The following is an 18,931-nucleotide window of genomic DNA, read 5'->3' as shown; positions in this document are numbered from 1 at the left end:
TCGACACCTGCCCGACGTACGTCGAGATCGTCGAGTCCCAGCGGGCCGCGGAGGAAGCAGCATGAGCAACGAGATTCCGACGGCCGACGAGCCCGAAGGCACCGAGACGATCAAGTCGACCGAGCGGCCGACCACGGGTCGCTCGTTCGGACCGCCCGGGGGCATCCCCGGCGACAAGTCGATGAACTTCCTGCCGTCCGCCAAACGACTGCTGAGGCGGCTCCGGCCGCACCGCGTCCAGGTCGGCGGCGTGATCCTGCTGGCGATCGCGAGCGTCGGTCTGGCGGTGCTCGGACCGAAGATCCTCGGCCGGGCGACCGACATCATCTTCGCCGGCGCGATCGGCAAGACGCTGCCGAGCGGCCTGACCAAGGAGCAGGTGATCGAGCAGACCCGTGCCGGCGGCAACGGCCGGCTCGCCGACCTGCTCGGCGGGATCGACCTGATCCCGGGCGTCGGCATCGATTTCGATGCCCTGCGCAACGTCCTGATGCTGGTCCTTGCTCTGTACGTCGGGTCGTTCTTCCTGTCCTGGATGCAGGGCTACATCCTGAACGGCGTGGTGCAGCGGACTGTTTTCGAGCTGCGGTCCGACGTCGAGGACAAGCTGAACCGGCTGCCGCTGAGTTACTTCGACGGCGCGCCTCGCGGTGAACTGCTGAGCCGCGTCACCAACGACATCGACAACATCTCGACCAGCCTGCAGCAGACCCTGAGCCAGTTGCTCACCTCGCTGCTGACGGTGGTCGGCGTCGTCACGATGATGTTCGTGGTGTCGCCGCTGCTGGCGCTGATCGCCCTGGTCACCATCCCGATCTCGATGATCATCACCGCGGTGATCGCGAAGCGTTCGCAGGCCCGGTTCGTGGCGCAGTGGCGGCATACCGGCGCGCTGAACGGCCAGATCGAGGAGGCCTTCACCGGACACGAGCTGGTCAAGGTCTTCGGCCGGCAGAAGGAGATCGAGGCCAGCTTCGAGAAGAAGAACGAGGAGCTGTTCCAGGCCTCGTTCGGGGCGCAGTTCATCTCCGGCCTGATCATGCCGACGATGATGTTCATCGGGAACCTGAACTACGTGGTGATCGCAGTGATCGGCGGTCTCCGGGTGGCGTCGGGCACGATGTCGCTCGGTGACGTGCAGGCGTTCATCCAGTACTCCCGGCAGTTCACCCAGCCGCTGACCCAGGTGGCGTCGATGGCGAACCTGTTGCAGTCCGGCGTCGCGTCGGCCGAGCGGGTGTTCGAAGTACTGGATGCCACCGAGCAGGTGCCGGACGACGCCACCCCGGCGAAGGTGACGGAGTCGCACGGGCGGGTCGAGTTCGAGCATGTGTCGTTCTCGTACAGCCCGGACAAGCCGCTGATCACCGACCTGAGCCTGGTCGCCGAGCCAGGCCAGACGGTCGCGATCGTCGGTCCGACCGGCGCCGGCAAGACCACGCTGGTCAACCTGATCATGCGGTTCTACGAGCTCGACGGCGGCCGGATCACCCTGGACGGCGTCGACATCACCGAGCTCACCAGGCACGACCTGCGCTCGCGGATCGGCATGGTGCTGCAGGACACCTGGTTGTTCGGCGGGACCATCCGGGACAACATCCGGTACGGGAACCTGGAGGCGAGCGAGGAGGAACTGCTGGCCGCGGCGAAGGCGACGTACGTGGATCGCTTCGTGCACAGCCTGCCGGACGGGTACGACACGGTGATCGACGAGGAGGGCAGCAATGTCAGTGCGGGGGAGAAGCAGTTGCTCACCATCGCCCGGGCGTTCCTGGCCGATCCGCAGTTGCTGATCCTGGACGAGGCGACCAGCTCGGTCGACACCCGGACCGAGGTACTCGTCCAGCGGGCGATGGCCGCGCTCCGTTCCGACCGGACCAGCTTCGTGATCGCGCACCGGTTGTCCACCATCCGCGACGCGGACCTGATCCTGGTGATGGAGGACGGCTCGATCGTTGAGCAGGGCAACCACCGCCAGCTCCTGGACGCACACGGCGCCTACGCCCGCCTCTACAACGCCCAGTTCGCCGGCGCCATCACCGACGTCGACGAAACAGAAGGAGTCACCACGCCAGCCTGACTCCTCAGCCTGATCCTGTGGACAACTCCGGCGCCGTCGCTGCCGGATGTGAGGTACTGGACGCATGGCGACCGAACCCCCGAAGAGTGCGCCGATGATTATTGATACCGATATTGGTGGGGATCCGGATGACACGGTTGCGGTGGTGGCTGCGGGTCGGAGGGTTCCGGAGTTGGCGTTGGTGGTTACGAGTGATGAGTACGGCGGGGAGCGGGCGCGGTTTGTGAGGCATCTGCTGGATCTGGTTGGGCGGCAGGATGTGAAGGTGGTTGCCGGGTCGGATCTGGGGAACAGCAGGTTGTACTTCGTGGATGGGCTGTTTCCGGACGACGTGCCTAAGCAGGGGACCGAGGTTGTGTCGGCGGTTGCGGCGGTGTGCGGGTCGACGTCGGGTCCGGTTCGGTGGGTTGGTATCGGGCCGTTGTCGAATCTGTCGACCTTGCAGAGCGAGCGGCCTGAGCTTGTTGCGCGGATGGTTGTGACGCAGATGGGTGGGGCGTTCGTTTACCGGGATCCGTCGCGGGCGGAGCACAACTTACGGGTGGATCCGGAGGCGGCGAGGATGCTGCCCGTGCTCGAGCGCGGGCGTCCGACGTTTGTCGTCAACGACGTCACGTTCAACCCGGCCATCGAGATCACCGCCGACTCGCCGATCTACAAGAGGTGGGCGGAGCCGGATGCGCCGCTCTGGGCGAGGATCCTCAGGGAGCACAGTGATCGCTGGATGGCGCGCTATCCCGGCTCGATGCAGCACGACGGACTGACTCTCGCGGCCGCGACTCTTTGGCCAGGCATCCGGTTCGCTCGGGAGCGTGTCGCTCTCGATCCGATCGCCCGGATGAGCCGCAGTGATGAGGGCACGGAGGTCATCATTTCGATCAGCGCCGACTACAGCGCTTTCATGTCCTGGCTCGACTCCAGCTTGAGTTACTGAGCCAGCCGCCGTACTGCGAGTTCAGCAAGGAGGGCGGCTCCGTCGGGGAGGACTGAGTCGTCGAAGTCGGCCAAGGGGGAGTGGTTGTCGGCGGCATGTTCGTAGTCGGTGGCACTGCAGGCGCTGAGGTTGACGTAGGCACCGGGGACCTCATTCAGGACGAAGGACATGTCCTCGGCACCGAGCTCGGCGTGGGCGCGTTCGCGGTACCGGTCGGGGCCGAAGAGGTCGACGATCGCCTGGCGGGCGAAGAGGTACTCGCGCTCGTCGTTGACAGTGACCGGATACCCGACCCGGTAGTCGGCTTCGGCGGTCAGGCCGTGGGCCGCGGCAAGGTTCTCGACCAGGCGGACGCTGGCCTCCTGAACCTTCGCCTGCGTCGCGGCGGACAGCGTCCGGATGGTGGCGTCGAAGAACGCGTCGTCCGGGATGATGTTCTCCTTGGTGCCGCCGATGATCCGGCCGATGGTCAGCACGACCGGGTCGAACACGTCGAACTGCCGCGTCACCATCGTCTGCAGCGCGACGACGATCTCGCACAGCACCGGGATCGGGTCCTTACCGCGGAACGGTTCGGAGCCGTGGGCACCGGCGCCGACCACCCGCACACTCAGCTGGTCCGCGGCCGCCATCAGCGGACCCGGCTTGCTGTTCCACATCCCGAGCGGATCACCCGCGGACTGGACGTGCAGACAGTACGCCGAGTCGACGCGGCGTCCGGCTGCTTCCAGCAGACCCTCGCGGATCATGATCGGCGCGCCGCCGGTGGTCTCCTCGCCCGGCTGGAACATGAACACCACATCCCCGGCGAGCTGGTCGCGCAGTTCGTGCAGGATCTTCGCCGCACCGACGAGGCCCGCGACGTGCAGGTCGTGGCCGCAGGCATGCATCATCCCGGGGTGCTGCGACTTGAACGGCACCTCGACGCGCTCGGTGACCGGCAGTGCGTCCATGTCGCCGCGCAGGAGGACGACAGGACCAGGCCCGCCACGACCCCGCAGTACGGCGGTCACTGAGGAGAGCTCCTTGCCGAGCGTGATCTCAAGATCCAACCCGTCGAGCGCCTCAAGGATCAGCGCCTGTGTCTTCGGCAGCTCCAGGTCGTACTCCGGTACCTGGTGCAGCGCGCGCCGCAACTGGACGATCTCGGGGCGGAACCGCTCGGCCAGTTCGACGGTGTTCGTCACTCGTTGCCTTCCATGAGAGCGAGTAGTTCGGTCTGCTGGAACATCCGCGCAGTGTCGATCGCGCTCGGGCTTCCGGCGGTCGGATCGGCGCCGGCCGCGAGCAGCGTGCGGACGATCTCCGGCTCCATCTTGAACACCGCGCCGGCGATCGGCGACTGGCCCCGGTCGTTCATCCGGTTCACGTCGGCGCCGCGGGATGCCAGCAGGGTCACGGTGCTCGGCTGACCGTTGTACGCGGCAAGCATCAGCAGAGTGTTGCCCGAGGCATCGGTCATGTTCACCGGGACACCGCCGTCCAGGTAGGCGGCGAGCTGTTCGTCGTCCCCGGACCGCGCCAGGTCGAAGACGAAATGCGCGAGCTCTGTCAGCTTCTCGGAATCGTCGTCACTCACGGCGTGGCCTCCTTCGGATCGAGTTTGAGGGCGGCCATCACCCGCTGGGCGCTGCTGCCGAGTTCGAGCAGTTCCACCAGGTCGAGCCAGCGCTCCGGGTCTCGGACCGCGGTCGGCATCGTCGGGTCGAACGAGCTGACCGGCGCGTCCTTCGCGACGGCGACCACCTTCGGCGCGACGTCGAGGTAGTCGGCCGCGTCGAGGATCTTTCGTTTCACCGACGCCGACATCGGCGTACCGGGGTCGGCCGCGGCGGCCCGGATCTCGTCGAGTCCGCCGTACGCCGTGATCAGCGAAGCGGCCGTCTTCTCGCCGACGCCCTTGACCCCGGGCAACCCGTCCGAGGCATCCCCGCGCAGGGTGGCGAAGTCGGCGTACCGGCCGGCGGGGATCTCGTACTTCGCCAGCAGCGCCTTCTCGTCGTACACCTCGGCACGGCCGACACCCTTGGCCGCGGTGTAGATGATCCGGATCCCGCGCGAGTCGTCGATCAACTGGAACAGGTCCCGGTCTCCGGTGACGACGTCGACGGGCATCTGGGACCGGTGCGAGAGGGTGCCGATCACGTCGTCGGCCTCGTGGTCGGGAGCGCCCGCGATCGCGATGCCGAGCGCGTCCAGGCAAGCTCGGATGTAAGGCACCTGGACCTCCAGCCGGTCCGGCACGTCCTCGACCTGCACACCGCCGGTGGCGACGAACTCGACCCGCTGAGCCTTGTACGAAGGGATCAGCTCGACCCGCCAGGACGGTCGCCAGTTGTCGTCCCAGCAGGCGACCAGATGGGTGGGCCGGTGGTTCTCCACCAGCCGCGCGATGAAGTCGAGCAGCCCGCGGATCGCGTTCGTCGGCGTACCGTCGGCGGCCTTCATCGTGTCGGGCACACCGAAGAACGCCCGGAAGTACAGCGAAGCGGTGTCGAGCAACATCAGCCGCTGACCGGTGCCAGGAGAGTTCTGAGCCATGGGCCGATGCTTTCACACAGGCACCTGTAGGGTCTGCGCATGGAGGACCTGGATCGGAAGATCGTCGCGCTGCTGGCGTCCGACGGGCGGATGAGTTTCACCGACCTGGGGAAAGAGACCGGGCTGTCCACCTCGGCGGTGCATCAGCGCGTCAAGCGGCTGGAGCAGCGCGGGATCATCCTGGGGTACGCGGCGACGATCGACCACACCGCGCTCGATCTGCCGCTGACCGCGTTGATCTCGATCCGGCCGATCGACCCCTCGCAGCCGGACGACTCGCCCGAGCGGCTGCGCGGCGTCCGGGAGATCGAGTCCTGCTACTCAGTGGCCGGCGACTCCAGCTACATCCTGATCGTCCGCGTCGCCACCCCGGCCGCCCTCGAGCACCTCCTCGCCGTCATCCGCGCCCGGGCCAACGTCTCCACCACCACGACGATCGTCCTCAGCACCCCGTACGAGCGCCGCCCACCCGCGGTCTAGCTGATCCGCAGTAGCTTTTGGGCTTCGGCGGCGTCGCGGGATGCGGCGGCCTGCTTCTCGGCTTCGGCCAGGGAGGCTCCGGCGTGCTGGTTCCACCAGGCTTGGCCCTCGGCGGGCAGCGTGTCGATCGGGTCGTAGTACTCGTAGGTGCGGTTCAGGGCTTCCGGTTCCTGCTGCTCGATACCGGTGCGGTAGTTCTTCTTCCAGTACGAGACGCCGCGGACCTCGTCGTACTCCGACAGTTGGTGGACCCACCGCTTTCCGACGTACGGGACATCGCAGACGATTCGGGGGGTCGCGAAGCCCGGGAGGTACCCGAGGATGCCGTGCTGCAGGTGCTGGGCATCGCGGACCGAGACCCGCCAGTGCTCGGAGAACGGGATCATGTCGCACATGTAGAAGTAGTACGGCGTGATGGTGGCCCCGTCGAGCAAGGCGAAACACAGATCGAGCAACTCGGGCACCGAGTCGTTCACGCCGCGCATCAGGACGCCCTGGTTCCGGACGTCGCGCAGACCGGCCTCGAACATCGCCTTGGTCGCTTCCGCCACGAGCGGGGTCACCGACTGCGCTGCATTCACATGGGTGTGCATCGCGATCATGACGCCGCGCTTGCGGCCGAGTTGGGCGACCCGCTCGACGCCGGCGCGGACGTCGTCGGACAGCCAGTGCTGCGGCATCCCCATCAAAGCCTTGGTGGCCAGCCGGATGTCGCGGATGTTCTCGATCTCCAGCAGGCTGGTGAGGAACGCCTCCAGCCGCGGCCAGGGCATGTTCGCCACGTCGCCGCCGGAGACCACGACGTCGCGGACGCCCGGAGTACGGCGCAGGTACTCGAGCATGTCGTCCAGGCGTTGCTGCGGCTTGATGGTGAACTTCAGCTTGTCGATCACCGGGGTCGAATTCCCGACCAGGTCCATCCGCGTGCAGTGCCCGCAGTACTGCGGACACGTCGGCAGGATTTCCGCCAGAACCTTGGTCGGGTATCGGTGGGTCAACCCCTCCGTGGCCCACATTTCGTGTTCATGCAGGGAGTCCCTCGTCGCGTGTGGGTGCGACGGCCAGTCAGCGCGGCGGTCGCTGAACATCGGCAGCATGTACCTGCGCACCGGGTCCGAGTAGAAGGCCTCGGTGTAATCGGGGGCGCCGTTCGGCACGATCGTGTTGAGCATCTGGGGTGGCAGCAGCATCGACATCGTGGCGCGCTCGGCCTGGTCCCGGGCGAGGTCCTCGTAGACCCGTTCCTCGAGCAGGTCACCCATCACGTCACGCAACTGCTTCACGTTCTTCACGCAGTGCGAGCGCTGCCACTGCACCGACCGCCACTCCTCGACGGTGACGTCTTTGAAACCAGGAATGCGGGTCCAGTCCGGCTCGACGAGGTCGGCCCGGTGATAGGCGTACGGCTGCTCATTCAGTTCCGCAGTCGCAAGCTCCGGGCTGATCAGATCGGTCACGAGTCCTCCTGGGGGCTCCACGACGGCGTCGGTCTCATGTGAGGATAGCGATAGAACTTATGGTAGATCCATTAGAACACCGCAAGATTTCCTTTCAAAGGAGGCTACGTGCCAGATACTGCCGGTTCGGCGGTCGGACTGCATCGCGTCGTCGAGCCCGCCGGCGTGTTGCCGCAGGCTGCTCAGCGATTGGATGCGCGGGCGGAGCTGTGGCCTGACGAGGTGCGGATCTCGGTCGAGCGGCTGAACCTCGACGCGGCGTCGTACCGGCAGCTCGCGGAGGCGCACGGGGGAGATGGTGACGCTGTGCGTGCGGCCGTGCTGGAAATCGTGCGGACCCGCGGCAAGATGCAGAACCCCGTCACGGGCTCGGGCGGCATGCTCGTCGGCGTGGTCGACGAGGTCGGGCCGGAGTCGCCCCTCGGAGTACATCAGGGCGACCGGGTGGCGACACTGGTGTCGCTGACGCTGACCCCGCTGGAGATCACCGATGGACTGCGGAAATGGGACGGTCGCGGTGAGCAGGTTCCCGCCGAGGGGCACGCGATTCTCTTCGCCCGGTCGATCGTCGCGAAGCTTCCGGACGACCTGAGGCCACAGCTGTCCCTGGCCGTGATGGACGTCTGCGGAGCACCCGCGCTGACCGCGCGAATCGTCCGCCAGTATGTCGACAAAGGCATAAAGCCTGTCGTGTCAGTAATTGGCGGCGCAGGGAAAAGTGGCTCGCTCTCCCTAGCTGCTGCTCGGCGCGCTGGGGCTGCACGGACCATCGGGATCGTCCCTGTGCAGGTGGAGAAGGATCGCCTCGAGAGGGTTGGACTGGCCGATGTCGTCGCGCTTGCCGATGCCCGTGATCCCGTCGCCTTGGCCGAAGCTGTGGGGGAACCGGCGGACATCACGGTGGTCTGTGTGGATGTGCCGGGCTGCGAGCATGGCGCAGTACTGGCGACGGCTGCTGGTGGCACGGTGATCTTCTTCTCGATGGCCACGTCGTTCTCGGCCGCCGCGCTCGGGGCCGAGGGGTTGGCGGCCGACGTCACGATGCTGGTCGGTAACGGATATGTGCCTGGTCATGCGGACTACGCGCTCGAGTTGCTGCGGTCCGAACCCGGTGTCCGGGAGTTGTTCGACAGCAGACTCGAGGCGGAGGGGGAGGATTAGCCTGTGCGCACACTCCTGACGAACGGTTCTGTCTACTCTCCCGCGGATCCCCACGCGACCGCGATCGCCTTCGACGACGGCGTCGTCAGCTGGCTCGGCGACGACACCGGCGCGGCCTCGTACGCCGACGGCGCGGACGAGGTCGTCGATCTGCAGGGCAGGCTCGTCACGCCCGCTTTCGTCGACGCCCACGTCCATGCCGCCCAAGCCGGTGCGCTGCTGACCGGCCTCGACCTCGCCGGCACCACGAGCCTGACCGAATGCCTCGACCGCCTCGCCGCCTTCGCCCGCACGCTCGGGCCGGAGGCTGTCATCGACGGCTCGGGTTGGGACGAGACGAAGTGGCCGGAAGGTAGGCCGCCGACCAGCGCCGAGCTGGACCGGGCCGCGGACGGTCGCCGCGTCTACCTCTCTCGCGTCGATGGCCACTCCGGTGTCATCTCCACCGCATTGGCCTACGCCGTCGAAGGTGTGGAGGCCCAAGCCGGCTACGACGCTGACGGCCGAGTAGAGCGGGATGCCAACCACGCTGTACGGGATGCCCTGGGCGAGATGGTCGGTCCGGAGCAACGCCTCACCGACGCGCGCGCAGCGGTGGAGGCGATGGCGCAACGCGGCATCGGCGCCTTCCACGAGATGGCCGCGCCGCACATCGGCCCCCTGTGGGAGCTCCCGCTCGTCCGTCAGGCCGCTGACGAAGCGGGCCTCGCCGCGACCCTCTACTGGGGTCAGCCGGGCGTCTTCGACAACGTCACCGGCTACGGCCTTGGGGGCCTCGCCGGGGACCTCAACGCCGACGGTGCCCTCGGCTCCCGCACGGCCGCGCTCAGAGAGTCGTACGCCGATCGGCCGGGCCACCGCGGTCACGCCTACCTCACGGCCGAGGAGATCGCCGACCACGTGATCGCGTGCACCGAACGCAACGTGCAGGCGGGATTCCACTGCATCGGCGACGCTGCGCTCGACAACATCGCTCGCGGGTTCGAGTTGGCAGCGGAGAAGGTCGGAGTCCAGGCGCTGGTCGCTGCACGGCATCGGCTGGAGCACGTCGAGATGGTCGATGAGACAGCCATCGCCACCCTCGCGCGGTGCGGTGTCGTCGCGAGCGTTCAGCCGATGTTCGACCGGTTGTGGGGTGGGCCGGACAACATGTACGCCGAACGCGTGGGGGAGCGGTGGACGGGGATGAACCCGTTCGGCTCGCTGGCTCGTGCGGGCGTGGTGCTCGCTTTCGGATCGGATTCACCGGTCACTGAGCTCGGTGGCTGGGAAGCCGTTCGGGCCGCCGCGTTCCACCACAATCCGGACGAGCGGATCACCGTCCGGGCTGCGTTCGCCGCGCACACGCGAGGTGGTTGGCGAGCAGCCGGGATCGACGACTCCGGAGTGCTCGCGCTGGGGACGGCAGCGACGTACGCGATCTGGGAGAGTGACGCCGACCTGGTCGTGCAGACGCCGGACCAGCGGGTCGCGGCCTGGTCGACGGACCCGCGCGCGGGTGTTCCGGTCCTGCCGGACCTGAGCGAAGAGGCACCAGTACCTGTTTGTCAGCGGACCGTGGTCAGCGGCCGCATCGTGTACGACGCCGAAGGATGGTCCTCGTGACCCGTGCCGTGAAGAAGCTCGACCTCGACCCCGCCACCGTGCGGAAGGCGCGCAGTCTCGCCCGCAAGGCCGGGCGGCCGATCGTGAACATCGCCAAGCAGCACACCACCGCCTCCGTCGAGCGTGCCGTACTGCGCTTGGCCGGGCTCGCGGGAGCCGACACGGAGGGGATCCCGTGGGTGAACCGGTTGGCCGACACCGTGCGGGCCGATGTTGGTCTTGAGCACGGGCTCGCGTTGCCTGTGTGGGATGCGTTGCTCCGCGGTGAGGCCGAGGACCTGTCTGTCCTTGCGCAGAAGGCGGCTTCGGGGTCGGTCACGTTCCGCCTGCCGGAGGGGCGCGACGCGGTACGGGCTCGGGCGGCTGCGCGGAAGGCCGCGGCGGCGGGGCTCAAGAAGGTCGACGGGCGCAGGCGCGAGCGGGACCGGTTGATCAAGCGGCATGGTGATCCGGAGCAGCGGCCCTGGATCTACCTGATCGTTGCCACCGGCGACATTTACGAGGACATCCCGCAGGCACAGGCGGCGGCCCGGGCGGGCGCCGACATCATCGCGGTGATCCGCTCGACCGGACAGTCGCTGCTCGACTACGTGCCCGAGGGTGCGACCCGCGAGGGATTTGCCGGGACGTATGCGACGCAGGAGAACTTCCGGCTGATGCGTGCGGCGCTGGACGAGTCATCGAAGGAGCTCGGGCGGTATATCCGGCTGACGAACTACGCCTCCGGGTTGTGCATGCCGGAGATTGCGACGCTGGCCGGTCTGCAGCGGCTGGACATGATGCTGAACGACTCGATGTACGGGATCCTCTTCCGCGACATCAACCCGATCCGGACCTTCGTCGACCAGCGGTTCAGCCGGCAGATCCATGCCCGGGCCGGGATCATCATCAACACCGGCGAGGACAACTACCTGACCACCGCGGACGCCGTCGACGCCGCGCACACGGTGACGGTGTCGCAACTGCTGAACGAGTACTTCGCCAAGGAGGCCGGACTCGAGGACTGGCAGCTCGGACTCGGGCATGCCTTCGAGATCACTCCCGAGATCCCGGACTCGTTCCGGCTGGAACTGGCGCACGCGATGCTCGCGCGGCAGCTGTTCCCGGACGCGCCGCTGAAGTGGATGCCGCCGACCCGGCACATGACCGGCGACGTGTTCCGCGGGTACCTGCTGGACGGCTTCTTCAACCTGGTCGGTGCGATGACGGGGCAGGGCATCCTGCTGGTCGGCATGATGACCGAGGCCGTGGTGACGCCGTGGATCTCCGACCGTGATCTGGCGCTGCAGAACGTCCGGTACGTCTTGGGTGCCGCGGGCAACCTTCACGAGGACTTCCACCCGGCGCCGGACGGTTTCATCGCTCAGCGCGCGCGGCAGGTGCTGGGGGAATCCATCGACCTGCTGGAGCGGATCGTCGACGACGGACTGCTGAACGCGATCGGTGACGGCACCTTCGGGTTGATGAAGCGCCCCCAGGACGCCGGCCGCGGCCTCGATGGCGTCGCCAAACGCTCGACGGCCTACTACAACCCCGCGATCGAGCTGCTCGAGGAGGCGCAATGAGCATCATCAGGCCGTATGGGGACATGACCGGGGACGGGATGGTGCAGATGTCGTTCACGCTGCCGATCGCGCATGACAAGCGGGCGGAAGGCGCCGCGATCCAGCTCGCGAACAAGATGGGGATGGACCCGGCGCTGGTCGTGCACGCCAAGCCGATGGGGCCTGACTTCACCTTCTTCGTCGTCTACGGACCGGTCAATCACCTGGTCGACACCAGCAAGGTCGAGGTGATCGAACGGGACTACCCGTTGCTGTCGCCGAAGGACGCGAACCTGGCCATCCGCAAGGGCCTTCGCCGTCGGCTCACCGTGGTCGGCGCGTGCATCGGGACGGACGCGCACACCGTCGGGATCGACGCGATCATGAACATCAAGGGATTCGCCGGTGAGAAGGGCCTGGAGTACTACCGCGAGCTGAAGGTGGTCAACCTCGGCGCCCAGGTGGCCGTACCGGAACTGGTCCGCCGCGCCAAGGCGGAGAAGGCGGACGCGATCCTGGTGTCGCAGGTGGTCACCCAGCGGGAAGCACATGTGCTGAACACCAAGGAGATGTCGGCCGCGTTCCGCGAGGCCTACTCCGAACAGACGCGGCCGGTTTTGGTTGCCGGTGGCCCCCGTTTTACCGAGGCGATGGCACCTGAGCTCGGAGTGGACCGGGTGTTCGGCCGCGGTACCACGCCGGGCGAGGTGGCCAGCTATCTCGTCGATGCCCTTGTCACCCGTCGAATCCCGAGTCGGAGAACTGCATGACCAAGGCAACTATCGGTCTGACCGTCACTCACCGGCGCTACGTCCCCTACAGCCACGCGCACTACGCGGGCAATCTGGTCGACGGTGCCTACGTCCTCGGTCTGTTCGGAGACGTTGCCACCGAGGTGTGCATCCAGAGCGACGGCGATGAAGGACTGTTCGCCTCCTACTCGGAGGTGCAGTTCCTGCAGCCGTTGCGGGCGGGCGACATTGTGGAGGTGAAGGCAACGATCTCCCGGGTCGGCAACCGGAGCAGGGAGATCGAGTTCGTCGCCACAGTGGTCTGCCGGGGCCGGGCGGACGGGTCGGAGTCCGCCGCCGAAGTATTGGCCGAGCCGCTCGAGATCACCCGCGCCACCGGCACTGTCGTCGTACCAGCTGCGTGACGATTAGTTGCCCTGGGTAACGATTACGTGGAGTGCCGAGACGGCTCTGTAACGTGACCTCGATCACCGAACGGCGTTATCCCTGGTAGGACAGGCGGGAAGTGTTACAACGCCTTGAAGGAGCGGTCGGAGAGGTTGACACCACCGCCGCGAACGAGCATCGTTTTGGGAGTCGTCATATCCCGTTTCACTAACGGATACAAGAAGTTCGGCCACCGGATGATCCCGCGACGCTGACCAGGCCAGTGCCAGGCCTGAGTCGACGGGGGCTGAGATCGCCGGTGGTTAGCCCCCCGCGGGGCAGAGGTAAAAGGGGCTCGGCGCCCAGTAGACAACAGCCGGGCGGTTCGCATCCAGCGGATCGCCGGTTGGTCCGAAGGAGCGCCGGGCCCCTTTCCCTTGCCCGCTACCGTTGGTAGTCGCGGCGGTCTCGTATCAGCTCCGTACACCTTCCGGCTACTGACCGGATACATCCCCGCCCGCCGTACGTTGTACCGTCGTGCGACCGGCGCCCGCCGGTCGTGTGAGGCGAAGGGGTACCCGAGTGGAGCGGTTGCAGGCGTTGAGGCGCATCCTGCCCAGGCTGATCGTGGCCGTCGCCGCCGGTGCCGGCCTCGGTCTGGCTTTCGAGCCCCATGACCACCCCTGGCTCGCGTTCCTCGCGATCCCGCTGCTGCTGGCCACGCTGAACGGCGTCTCCGTCAAGGCCGGCATCCTGATCGGCGCCGGCTTCGGCATCGCGTACTACGCCGTCCTGGTCCCGTGGATCACGGTGATCGGTGGTGACGCCGCGATCGCCCTGGCGATCCTCGAGGGCCTCTTCTACGGCGTCTTCGGCGCACTCGCGACCGTGGTACTGAAACACCGGCTCTGGATGCTGTGGATCCCGTGCCTGTGGGTAGCGACGGAGTACGCGACCGGCTCGGTGCCGTTCGGCGGCTTCCCCTGGGCCCGGCTGGCCTGGGCGTTCGCCGACTCCCCGCTGGGCAAGCTCGCCTCGCTGGTCGGCATCCCCGGTCTCAGCTTCGTCATCGCTCTCCTCGGCGTCCTGGCCTATGCCGTACTACGGCGCCGAAGCGCACTCAGCCTCCGCGTAGTCGCGGTGGCGGCAGGAATCGCGATCATCGGCGGTAGCTCCTTCATCTCGCTGTCGACCGAGGGCAACGGCAAGACCGTCACCGCCGCGATGGTGCAGGGCAACGTCCCTGGCAAGGGCCTGGAGTTCCTCGGCCGGGCCAGGACGGTGACCACGAACCACCTGAACGCGACCCTCGACCTGCAGAAGATGGTCCAGGCCGGCACGGAGCAGAAGCCGGACCTGGTGATCTGGCCGGAGAACTCGACCGACATCGACCCGTTCAAGGACGCCGAGACCCGGCAGGACATCGAGGAGGCGGTCAAGGCCGTCAACGTGCCGATCCTGGTCGGCGCCGTCCTCGACGGCCCCGGTCCGGACGAGCGCCAGACGGCCGGCGTCGTCTGGGACCCGGTGACAGGCCCGGGCCAGACCTACGCCAAGCGGCACCCGGTGCCCTTCGGCGAGTACATCCCCTTCCGCGACCAGTTGCTGCCCTACATCAAGCGGCTGGAGATGATCGGCCGGCAGACCGTTGCCGGCAAGGTCCCCGGTGTGATGCCGATCAACGGGGTCACCTACGGCGACCTGATCTGCTTCGAACTCGCCTACGACAACGTCGTGACCGACGTGGTCAAGGGTGGCGCGCAGGTCCTGATCGTTCAGACGAACAACGCGACCTACGGCGGTACCGGGCAGCCGGAGCAGCAGTTCGCGATCACCCGGATGCGGGCGATCGAGACCGGCCGGACGGTGCTGATCGCGTCGACCAGTGGCATCTCCGGGGTGATCCAGCCGGACGGCACGGTCGAGCACAAGTCGGGCGAGTTCGTCCGGGACGTGTATGTCGCCTCGGTTCCGGTCCGCGATGGCAATACGCTGGCGACCACTCTCGGCGGCTGGCCGCAGTGGATCTTGTCCGGCCTGGGGATCATAGGAGTAGCGCTGGCGTTGCTGGCGCGTCGCAACCGGAAAGATCCCGACCCCGGCACCCCGCCGGCCCAGGCGCCGAGTCGCGAGACCGTACCGGTCTAAGGCAGAGGTAAGGAGAACCAGCAGCGTGAGCTTCAGCGACCTGGGCAGGATCCTGGTCATCGTTCCCACCTACAACGAGGCCGAGAACATCGAGCCGATCGTGGGCCGGATCCGCGCGGCGGTGCCCGAGGCGGACGTGCTGGTCGCGGACGACAACTCGCCCGACGGCACCGGTGAGCTGGCCGACAAGCTGGCGGCGCGGGACGACCAGGTGCACGTGCTGCACCGCAAGGGCAAGGAGGGCCTCGGCGCCGCGTACATCGCCGGCTTCCACTGGGGCCTCGGCAACGGGTACGGCGTCCTCGTGGAGCACGACGCGGACGGCTCACACCAGCCCGAGCAGCTCCACCGGTTGCTGGAGGCGCTGCGCGACGCGGACCTCGTGCTGGGGTCCCGCTACGTCAAGGGCGGCGAGGTGCAGAACTGGCCCAAGTCCCGGGAGATCCTCAGCCGCGGCGGGAACATCTACACCCGGCTCGCCCTGGGCGTCCCACTGCAGGACGCGACCGGCGGCTACCGGGCGTTCCGGCGGGAGACTCTGGAGGGCATCGGCCTGGACCAGGTCGCCTCGGCCGGGTACTGCTTCCAGGTGGATCTGGCCTGGCGGGCGGTCAAGTCCGGTTTCCGGGTCGTCGAGGTGCCGATCACGTTCGTCGAGCGTGAGTTCGGGCAGTCGAAGATGTCCCAGTCGATCGTGATCGAGGCGATGGCCCGGGTCGGCCGCTGGGGCCTGGCCTACCGGGCTCAGCAGGTGCGCTCACTGTTCAGTAAGAAGGTGTGACTCCGATGCCGTGGTTCATCGCGCTCGCCCTGCTGCTGGTCCCGATCATCGAGATCTACGTGATCATCCAGGTCGGTCAGGTGATCGGTGGCTGGCCGACGGTCGGACTGCTGCTGGTGGAGAGCGCGCTCGGGGCCTGGCTGATCAAGCGCGAGGGACGCCGGGCCTGGAACGCGCTGCGCTCGTCGCTGCAGACCGGGCGGATGCCGGGCAAGGAACTGGCCGACGCCGGGCTGATCCTGGTCGGCGGCACGCTGCTGCTGACGCCGGGGTTCGTGACCGACATCTTCGGGTTCTTCTTCGTCCTGCCGTTCACCCGGCCGCTGGCCCGCAAGGTCCTGACCGCGTTCCTCGGCCGGCGCATCGTGACCCAGCTCGGTGGCAGCCCGCTCACCGGCTTCATGCCGGGCGGACCGGCAGCTCCAGGCGGACCGGCTCAGCCTCGACGCCCTGGGAACGAGGACGTCATCCAGGGGGAGGTCATCAACCCCGACGACGGCCGTCCCCAGGACAAGCCGCCGGCAGGCTGACCACAGAACAGGCCTTCACCGCGGGTGCGGTGAAGGCCTGTTCTGTGTGTTCGTCAGGCGGTGCGCTTGCCGGTGGTGCGGGCGCGGTGCAGGTGCGCCGGGCCGATCTCGCCGTTGCGCAGCAGTTGGACCCGCTCGGCGAGCAGTTCCTCCAGTTCGGAGATGCTGCGGCGTTCCCGCAGCATGTCCCAGTGCGTACGGGCGGGCTTCTCCTGCTTCGGCTCCGGCTTCTCACCGGTCGAACGGGCGGCCTCGCTGCCGCAGTGCGGGCACTCCCAGATCGCGGGCACCTCGGCGTCGTGAGCCATGGTGACCTCGACCACGTGGCCGCGGGGGCAGTCGTACGTGATCATCTGGCGCGGCGCGAACTCGACGCCGCGGTCATCCTCGAAGCTGACCCCACCCAGCCCCGAACCACGCAGTACGCGATTAGACATGTGATACCTCCGAGATTCGTCATCCGTGCCAACGGTCGGCCGACCCGGATCATTCCCATTTTGGCATGCCCGAGCCCCAGGTATGCACCTGACAGCACCGTCATCACGCCGTGTCATCGGCTGTTCACAAATCACTGTGTGTCGCGGGCCACAGTCTGATCACGACCCGACTTTCACAGGCTGTTGCCAGGAATCACCGGCCCTTTCCTCAGCAAGTCTCCCTAGCGTCTGCGTCCATGGTCCTCCCACGCCACAAACTTCGTGGCCTCAGTCCCCTGAACGTGGCCCTGGTGGCTATCGTCCTCGCCATCGCGGTCACCGCGTACCTGCTGTTCTTCCGCGACGAATCAGAAGCTGCCAGTACTACGCGTCCGAGTGTCGCCGTCGCCAGGGGCGAGGTGACCGCCGCCGTCAGTTCGAGCGGGACCCTGCAGAGCGGCCAGACGGCCTCGCCGCAGTTCGAGACCTCCGGCACCGTCACCTCGATCCTGGTGAAGGTCGGACAGGTGGTCGCGAAGGGAGCGGCGATCGCCAAGGTCGACCCGGCCGCGGCCGAGCGGTCGGTCCGGATCGCCGAGCAGAACCAGATCGCCGCGGAGAACTCGCTGACCGCGGCCCAGGAGACGCTGGACGACGCGGAGGAGGCCGCCGACGACGCGGCAGATGCCGCGGCCAGCCCGACCCCGACGCCGACCGCGGGGGAGCAGACCCAGTCCCAGACCCAGCAGACCCAGGATCCCGAGATCGCCGTCACCAACGCCAAGGCCGCGCTGGCCCGGGCGAACGCGGATCTGGAGCAGGCCGACCAGGACCTGGAGGCCGCCCAGGCCGATGTCGCCGCCACCACGCTGAAGGCACCGATCGCCGGCACCATCACCGCGATCAACGGCACCGTCGGGTCCGTCGCGGGCAGTTCAAGCTCAAGCTCGAGCTCAGGTACCGGTACAGGGACGGGAACCTCAGGCTCTACTTCAGGTAGCACCGGGACGACCACGGGCACCACGGCCAGTACCGGCTTCGTCGACATCTCGGACCTCAAGTCGCTGCAGGTGGTAGCGGCCTTCCCGGAGGCCGACGCGACCAAGATCAAGGTCAAGCAGACGGCTACCGTCACCCTCAACGCCTCGCCCGGCACCAACCTCAGCGCGACGTTGACGTCGGTCTCACCGACCCCGACCACGACCAACGGCGTGGTCTCGTACTCCGCGACCTTCACGCTGGCCAAGGTCCCGGCCGAGGCCCGGATGGGCCAGACCGCCAACGTCTCCGTGCAGACCGCCAAGGCCTCCAACGTGCTCTACGTCCCGAGCACCGCGATCGTCACCAGCGGCACTACGAACACCGTCACGCTGGCCAACGGCGGCGGCACCCGCGAGGTCCAGATCGGGGTCCGCGGCGACAGCTTCACCGAGGTCAAGTCCGGTCTCGAGGAGGGCGAGCAGGTCGAGCTCATCCAGGGGGCCATCGGCGGTACCACGGGAACCGGTACGCGTCCCGGTGGCGGGCAGTTCCCCGTCGGCGCCGGCGGCGGCCAGCTTCCCACCGGTGGCGCGGGCGGGGGCGCGAACCGTGGCCGCTGACGCCCTGATCGACATCCGGGGTGTCACCAAGACGTACGGAGCCGGCGAGACCGCGGTGCATGCCCTGCGAGGCGTCCACCTGCAGGTGCGGGCCGGCGAGTACGTCGCGGTGATGGGATCCTCGGGATCCGGCAAGTCGACCCTGATGAACATCCTCGGCTGCCTGGATGTGCCGAGCCGCGGTGAGTACTGGCTGGACGGCACCAATGTGGCCAACCTGTCCGAGGACCAGCAGGCGCTGGTCCGGGGCCGGAAGATCGGCTTCATCTTCCAGTCGTTCAACCTGATCCCGCGGACGAGCGCACTCGCCAACGTCGAACTCCCACTCACCTACGCCCATCTACGCCGCACCGAGCGGCGCCGCCGGGCTCGCCGGGCGCTGGAGCTGGTCGGCCTCGCGGACCGCGAGGACCACCGCCCGAACCAGTTGTCCGGCGGTCAGCAGCAGCGGGTCGCGATCGCCCGCGCGCTCTGCACCGGGCCGCGGATCCTGCTTGCCGACGAACCGACCGGAAACCTCGACCGGCACTCGACC

At 67.6% G+C, this 18,931-nt stretch carries 18 protein-coding genes; 13 read left to right on the top strand and 5 right to left on the bottom strand.

Going from position 1 to position 18,931, the window contains the following annotated elements; all coding sequences use genetic code 11:
* The first annotated feature begins 61 nt into the window (after nucleotides 1-61).
* The gene (locus tag VFG33_RS06485) at nucleotides 62-2,080 is read left to right on the top strand and encodes an ABC transporter ATP-binding protein (protein ID WP_325023438.1); all 2,019 of its coding nucleotides are present in this window, start codon (nucleotides 62-64) and stop codon (nucleotides 2,078-2,080) included.
* Between the two features lie 64 nt (nucleotides 2,081-2,144).
* Nucleotides 2,145-3,014 (top strand): nucleoside hydrolase, encoded by an 870-nt coding sequence (locus tag VFG33_RS06480; protein ID WP_325023436.1) that lies wholly within the window; start codon nucleotides 2,145-2,147, stop codon nucleotides 3,012-3,014.
* On the opposite strand, the gene VFG33_RS06475 is transcribed toward VFG33_RS06480, so the two are convergent.
* Genes VFG33_RS06475 through VFG33_RS06465 form a run of 3 tightly spaced genes read right to left on the bottom strand, consistent with a single transcriptional unit; the run spans nucleotide 3,008 to nucleotide 5,519 of the window.
* Complete coding sequence (locus VFG33_RS06475) at nucleotides 3,008-4,201, bottom strand: M20 metallopeptidase family protein (protein WP_325023434.1); 1,194 nt, start codon at nucleotides 4,199-4,201, stop codon at nucleotides 3,008-3,010. The genes VFG33_RS06480 and VFG33_RS06475 overlap by 7 nt on opposite strands.
* On the bottom strand, nucleotides 4,198-4,593 hold the full coding sequence (locus VFG33_RS06470) for an ankyrin repeat domain-containing protein (RefSeq protein WP_325023432.1): 396 nt from the start codon (nucleotides 4,591-4,593) through the stop codon (nucleotides 4,198-4,200). The genes VFG33_RS06475 and VFG33_RS06470 overlap by 4 nt, the downstream gene beginning before the upstream one ends.
* Nucleotides 4,590-5,519 (bottom strand): 5'-3' exonuclease, encoded by a 930-nt coding sequence (locus VFG33_RS06465; RefSeq protein WP_325023440.1) that lies wholly within the window; start codon nucleotides 5,517-5,519, stop codon nucleotides 4,590-4,592. The genes VFG33_RS06470 and VFG33_RS06465 overlap by 4 nt, the downstream gene beginning before the upstream one ends.
* A gap of 75 nt (nucleotides 5,520-5,594) precedes the next feature.
* Between VFG33_RS06465 and VFG33_RS06460 the strand changes: the two genes are divergently transcribed.
* Nucleotides 5,595-6,035: an Lrp/AsnC family transcriptional regulator gene (locus VFG33_RS06460; RefSeq protein WP_325023430.1), complete on the top strand. Its 441-nt coding sequence runs from the start codon at nucleotides 5,595-5,597 to the stop codon at nucleotides 6,033-6,035.
* On the opposite strand, the gene VFG33_RS06455 is transcribed toward VFG33_RS06460, so the two are convergent.
* A complete protein-coding gene (locus VFG33_RS06455) occupies nucleotides 6,032-7,492 on the bottom strand; it encodes a KamA family radical SAM protein (RefSeq protein ID WP_325023429.1) in 1,461 nt (486 codons plus the stop codon). The genes VFG33_RS06460 and VFG33_RS06455 overlap by 4 nt on opposite strands.
* 108 nt (nucleotides 7,493-7,600) lie before the next feature.
* Between VFG33_RS06455 and kdd the strand changes: the two genes are divergently transcribed.
* From kdd to VFG33_RS06415, 8 genes are all read left to right on the top strand, one after another.
* Complete coding sequence (gene kdd / locus VFG33_RS06450) at nucleotides 7,601-8,653, top strand: L-erythro-3,5-diaminohexanoate dehydrogenase (protein ID WP_325023427.1); 1,053 nt, start codon at nucleotides 7,601-7,603, stop codon at nucleotides 8,651-8,653.
* A gap of 3 nt (nucleotides 8,654-8,656) precedes the next feature.
* Nucleotides 8,657-10,258 (top strand): amidohydrolase, encoded by a 1,602-nt coding sequence (locus VFG33_RS06445; protein WP_325023425.1) that lies wholly within the window; start codon nucleotides 8,657-8,659, stop codon nucleotides 10,256-10,258.
* Nucleotides 10,255-11,823: a lysine 5,6-aminomutase subunit alpha gene (gene kamD / locus VFG33_RS06440; RefSeq protein WP_414672929.1), complete on the top strand. Its 1,569-nt coding sequence runs from the start codon at nucleotides 10,255-10,257 to the stop codon at nucleotides 11,821-11,823. Before VFG33_RS06445 ends, kamD begins: the two co-directional genes overlap by 4 nt.
* Nucleotides 11,820-12,572: a lysine 5,6-aminomutase subunit beta gene (gene kamE / locus VFG33_RS06435; RefSeq protein WP_325023421.1), complete on the top strand. Its 753-nt coding sequence runs from the start codon at nucleotides 11,820-11,822 to the stop codon at nucleotides 12,570-12,572. Before kamD ends, kamE begins: the two co-directional genes overlap by 4 nt.
* Nucleotides 12,569-12,958 (top strand): 3-aminobutyryl-CoA ammonia lyase, encoded by a 390-nt coding sequence (gene kal, locus VFG33_RS06430; protein WP_325023419.1) that lies wholly within the window; start codon nucleotides 12,569-12,571, stop codon nucleotides 12,956-12,958. Before kamE ends, kal begins: the two co-directional genes overlap by 4 nt.
* Nucleotides 12,959-13,502: 544 nt before the next feature.
* Nucleotides 13,503-15,068, top strand: coding sequence for an apolipoprotein N-acyltransferase (lnt, locus tag VFG33_RS06425; protein WP_325023417.1), 1,566 nt, complete (start codon nucleotides 13,503-13,505; stop codon nucleotides 15,066-15,068).
* A gap of 25 nt (nucleotides 15,069-15,093) precedes the next feature.
* Complete coding sequence (locus tag VFG33_RS06420) at nucleotides 15,094-15,849, top strand: polyprenol monophosphomannose synthase (protein ID WP_325023415.1); 756 nt, start codon at nucleotides 15,094-15,096, stop codon at nucleotides 15,847-15,849.
* A gap of 5 nt (nucleotides 15,850-15,854) precedes the next feature.
* Entirely contained in the window at nucleotides 15,855-16,379 is a 525-nt protein-coding gene (locus VFG33_RS06415) for an FxsA family protein (RefSeq protein ID WP_325023413.1), read from the top strand.
* 53 nt (nucleotides 16,380-16,432) lie between these two features.
* Here the strand turns inward: VFG33_RS06415 and VFG33_RS06410 are convergent, their stop codons facing one another.
* Nucleotides 16,433-16,816, bottom strand: coding sequence for an RNA polymerase-binding protein RbpA (locus VFG33_RS06410; RefSeq protein ID WP_184795065.1), 384 nt, complete (start codon nucleotides 16,814-16,816; stop codon nucleotides 16,433-16,435).
* A gap of 290 nt (nucleotides 16,817-17,106) precedes the next feature.
* Here VFG33_RS06410 and VFG33_RS06405 point away from each other — a divergent pair, with 290 nt between their 5' ends.
* Nucleotides 17,107-18,396, top strand: coding sequence for an efflux RND transporter periplasmic adaptor subunit (locus tag VFG33_RS06405; protein WP_325023408.1), 1,290 nt, complete (start codon nucleotides 17,107-17,109; stop codon nucleotides 18,394-18,396).
* Nucleotides 18,386-18,931 (top strand): ABC transporter ATP-binding protein (locus VFG33_RS06400; RefSeq protein WP_325023406.1); only part of this gene is annotated, 546 nt, incomplete at its 3' end. The genes VFG33_RS06405 and VFG33_RS06400, both read left to right, overlap by 11 nt.

Source organism: Kribbella sp., from assembly GCF_035687465.1.
Taxonomy (GTDB): domain Bacteria; phylum Actinomycetota; class Actinomycetes; order Propionibacteriales; family Kribbellaceae; genus Kribbella.
Note: the sequence above shows the minus strand (reverse complement) of the source record. Positions and strands in the feature narration are given on the sequence as shown.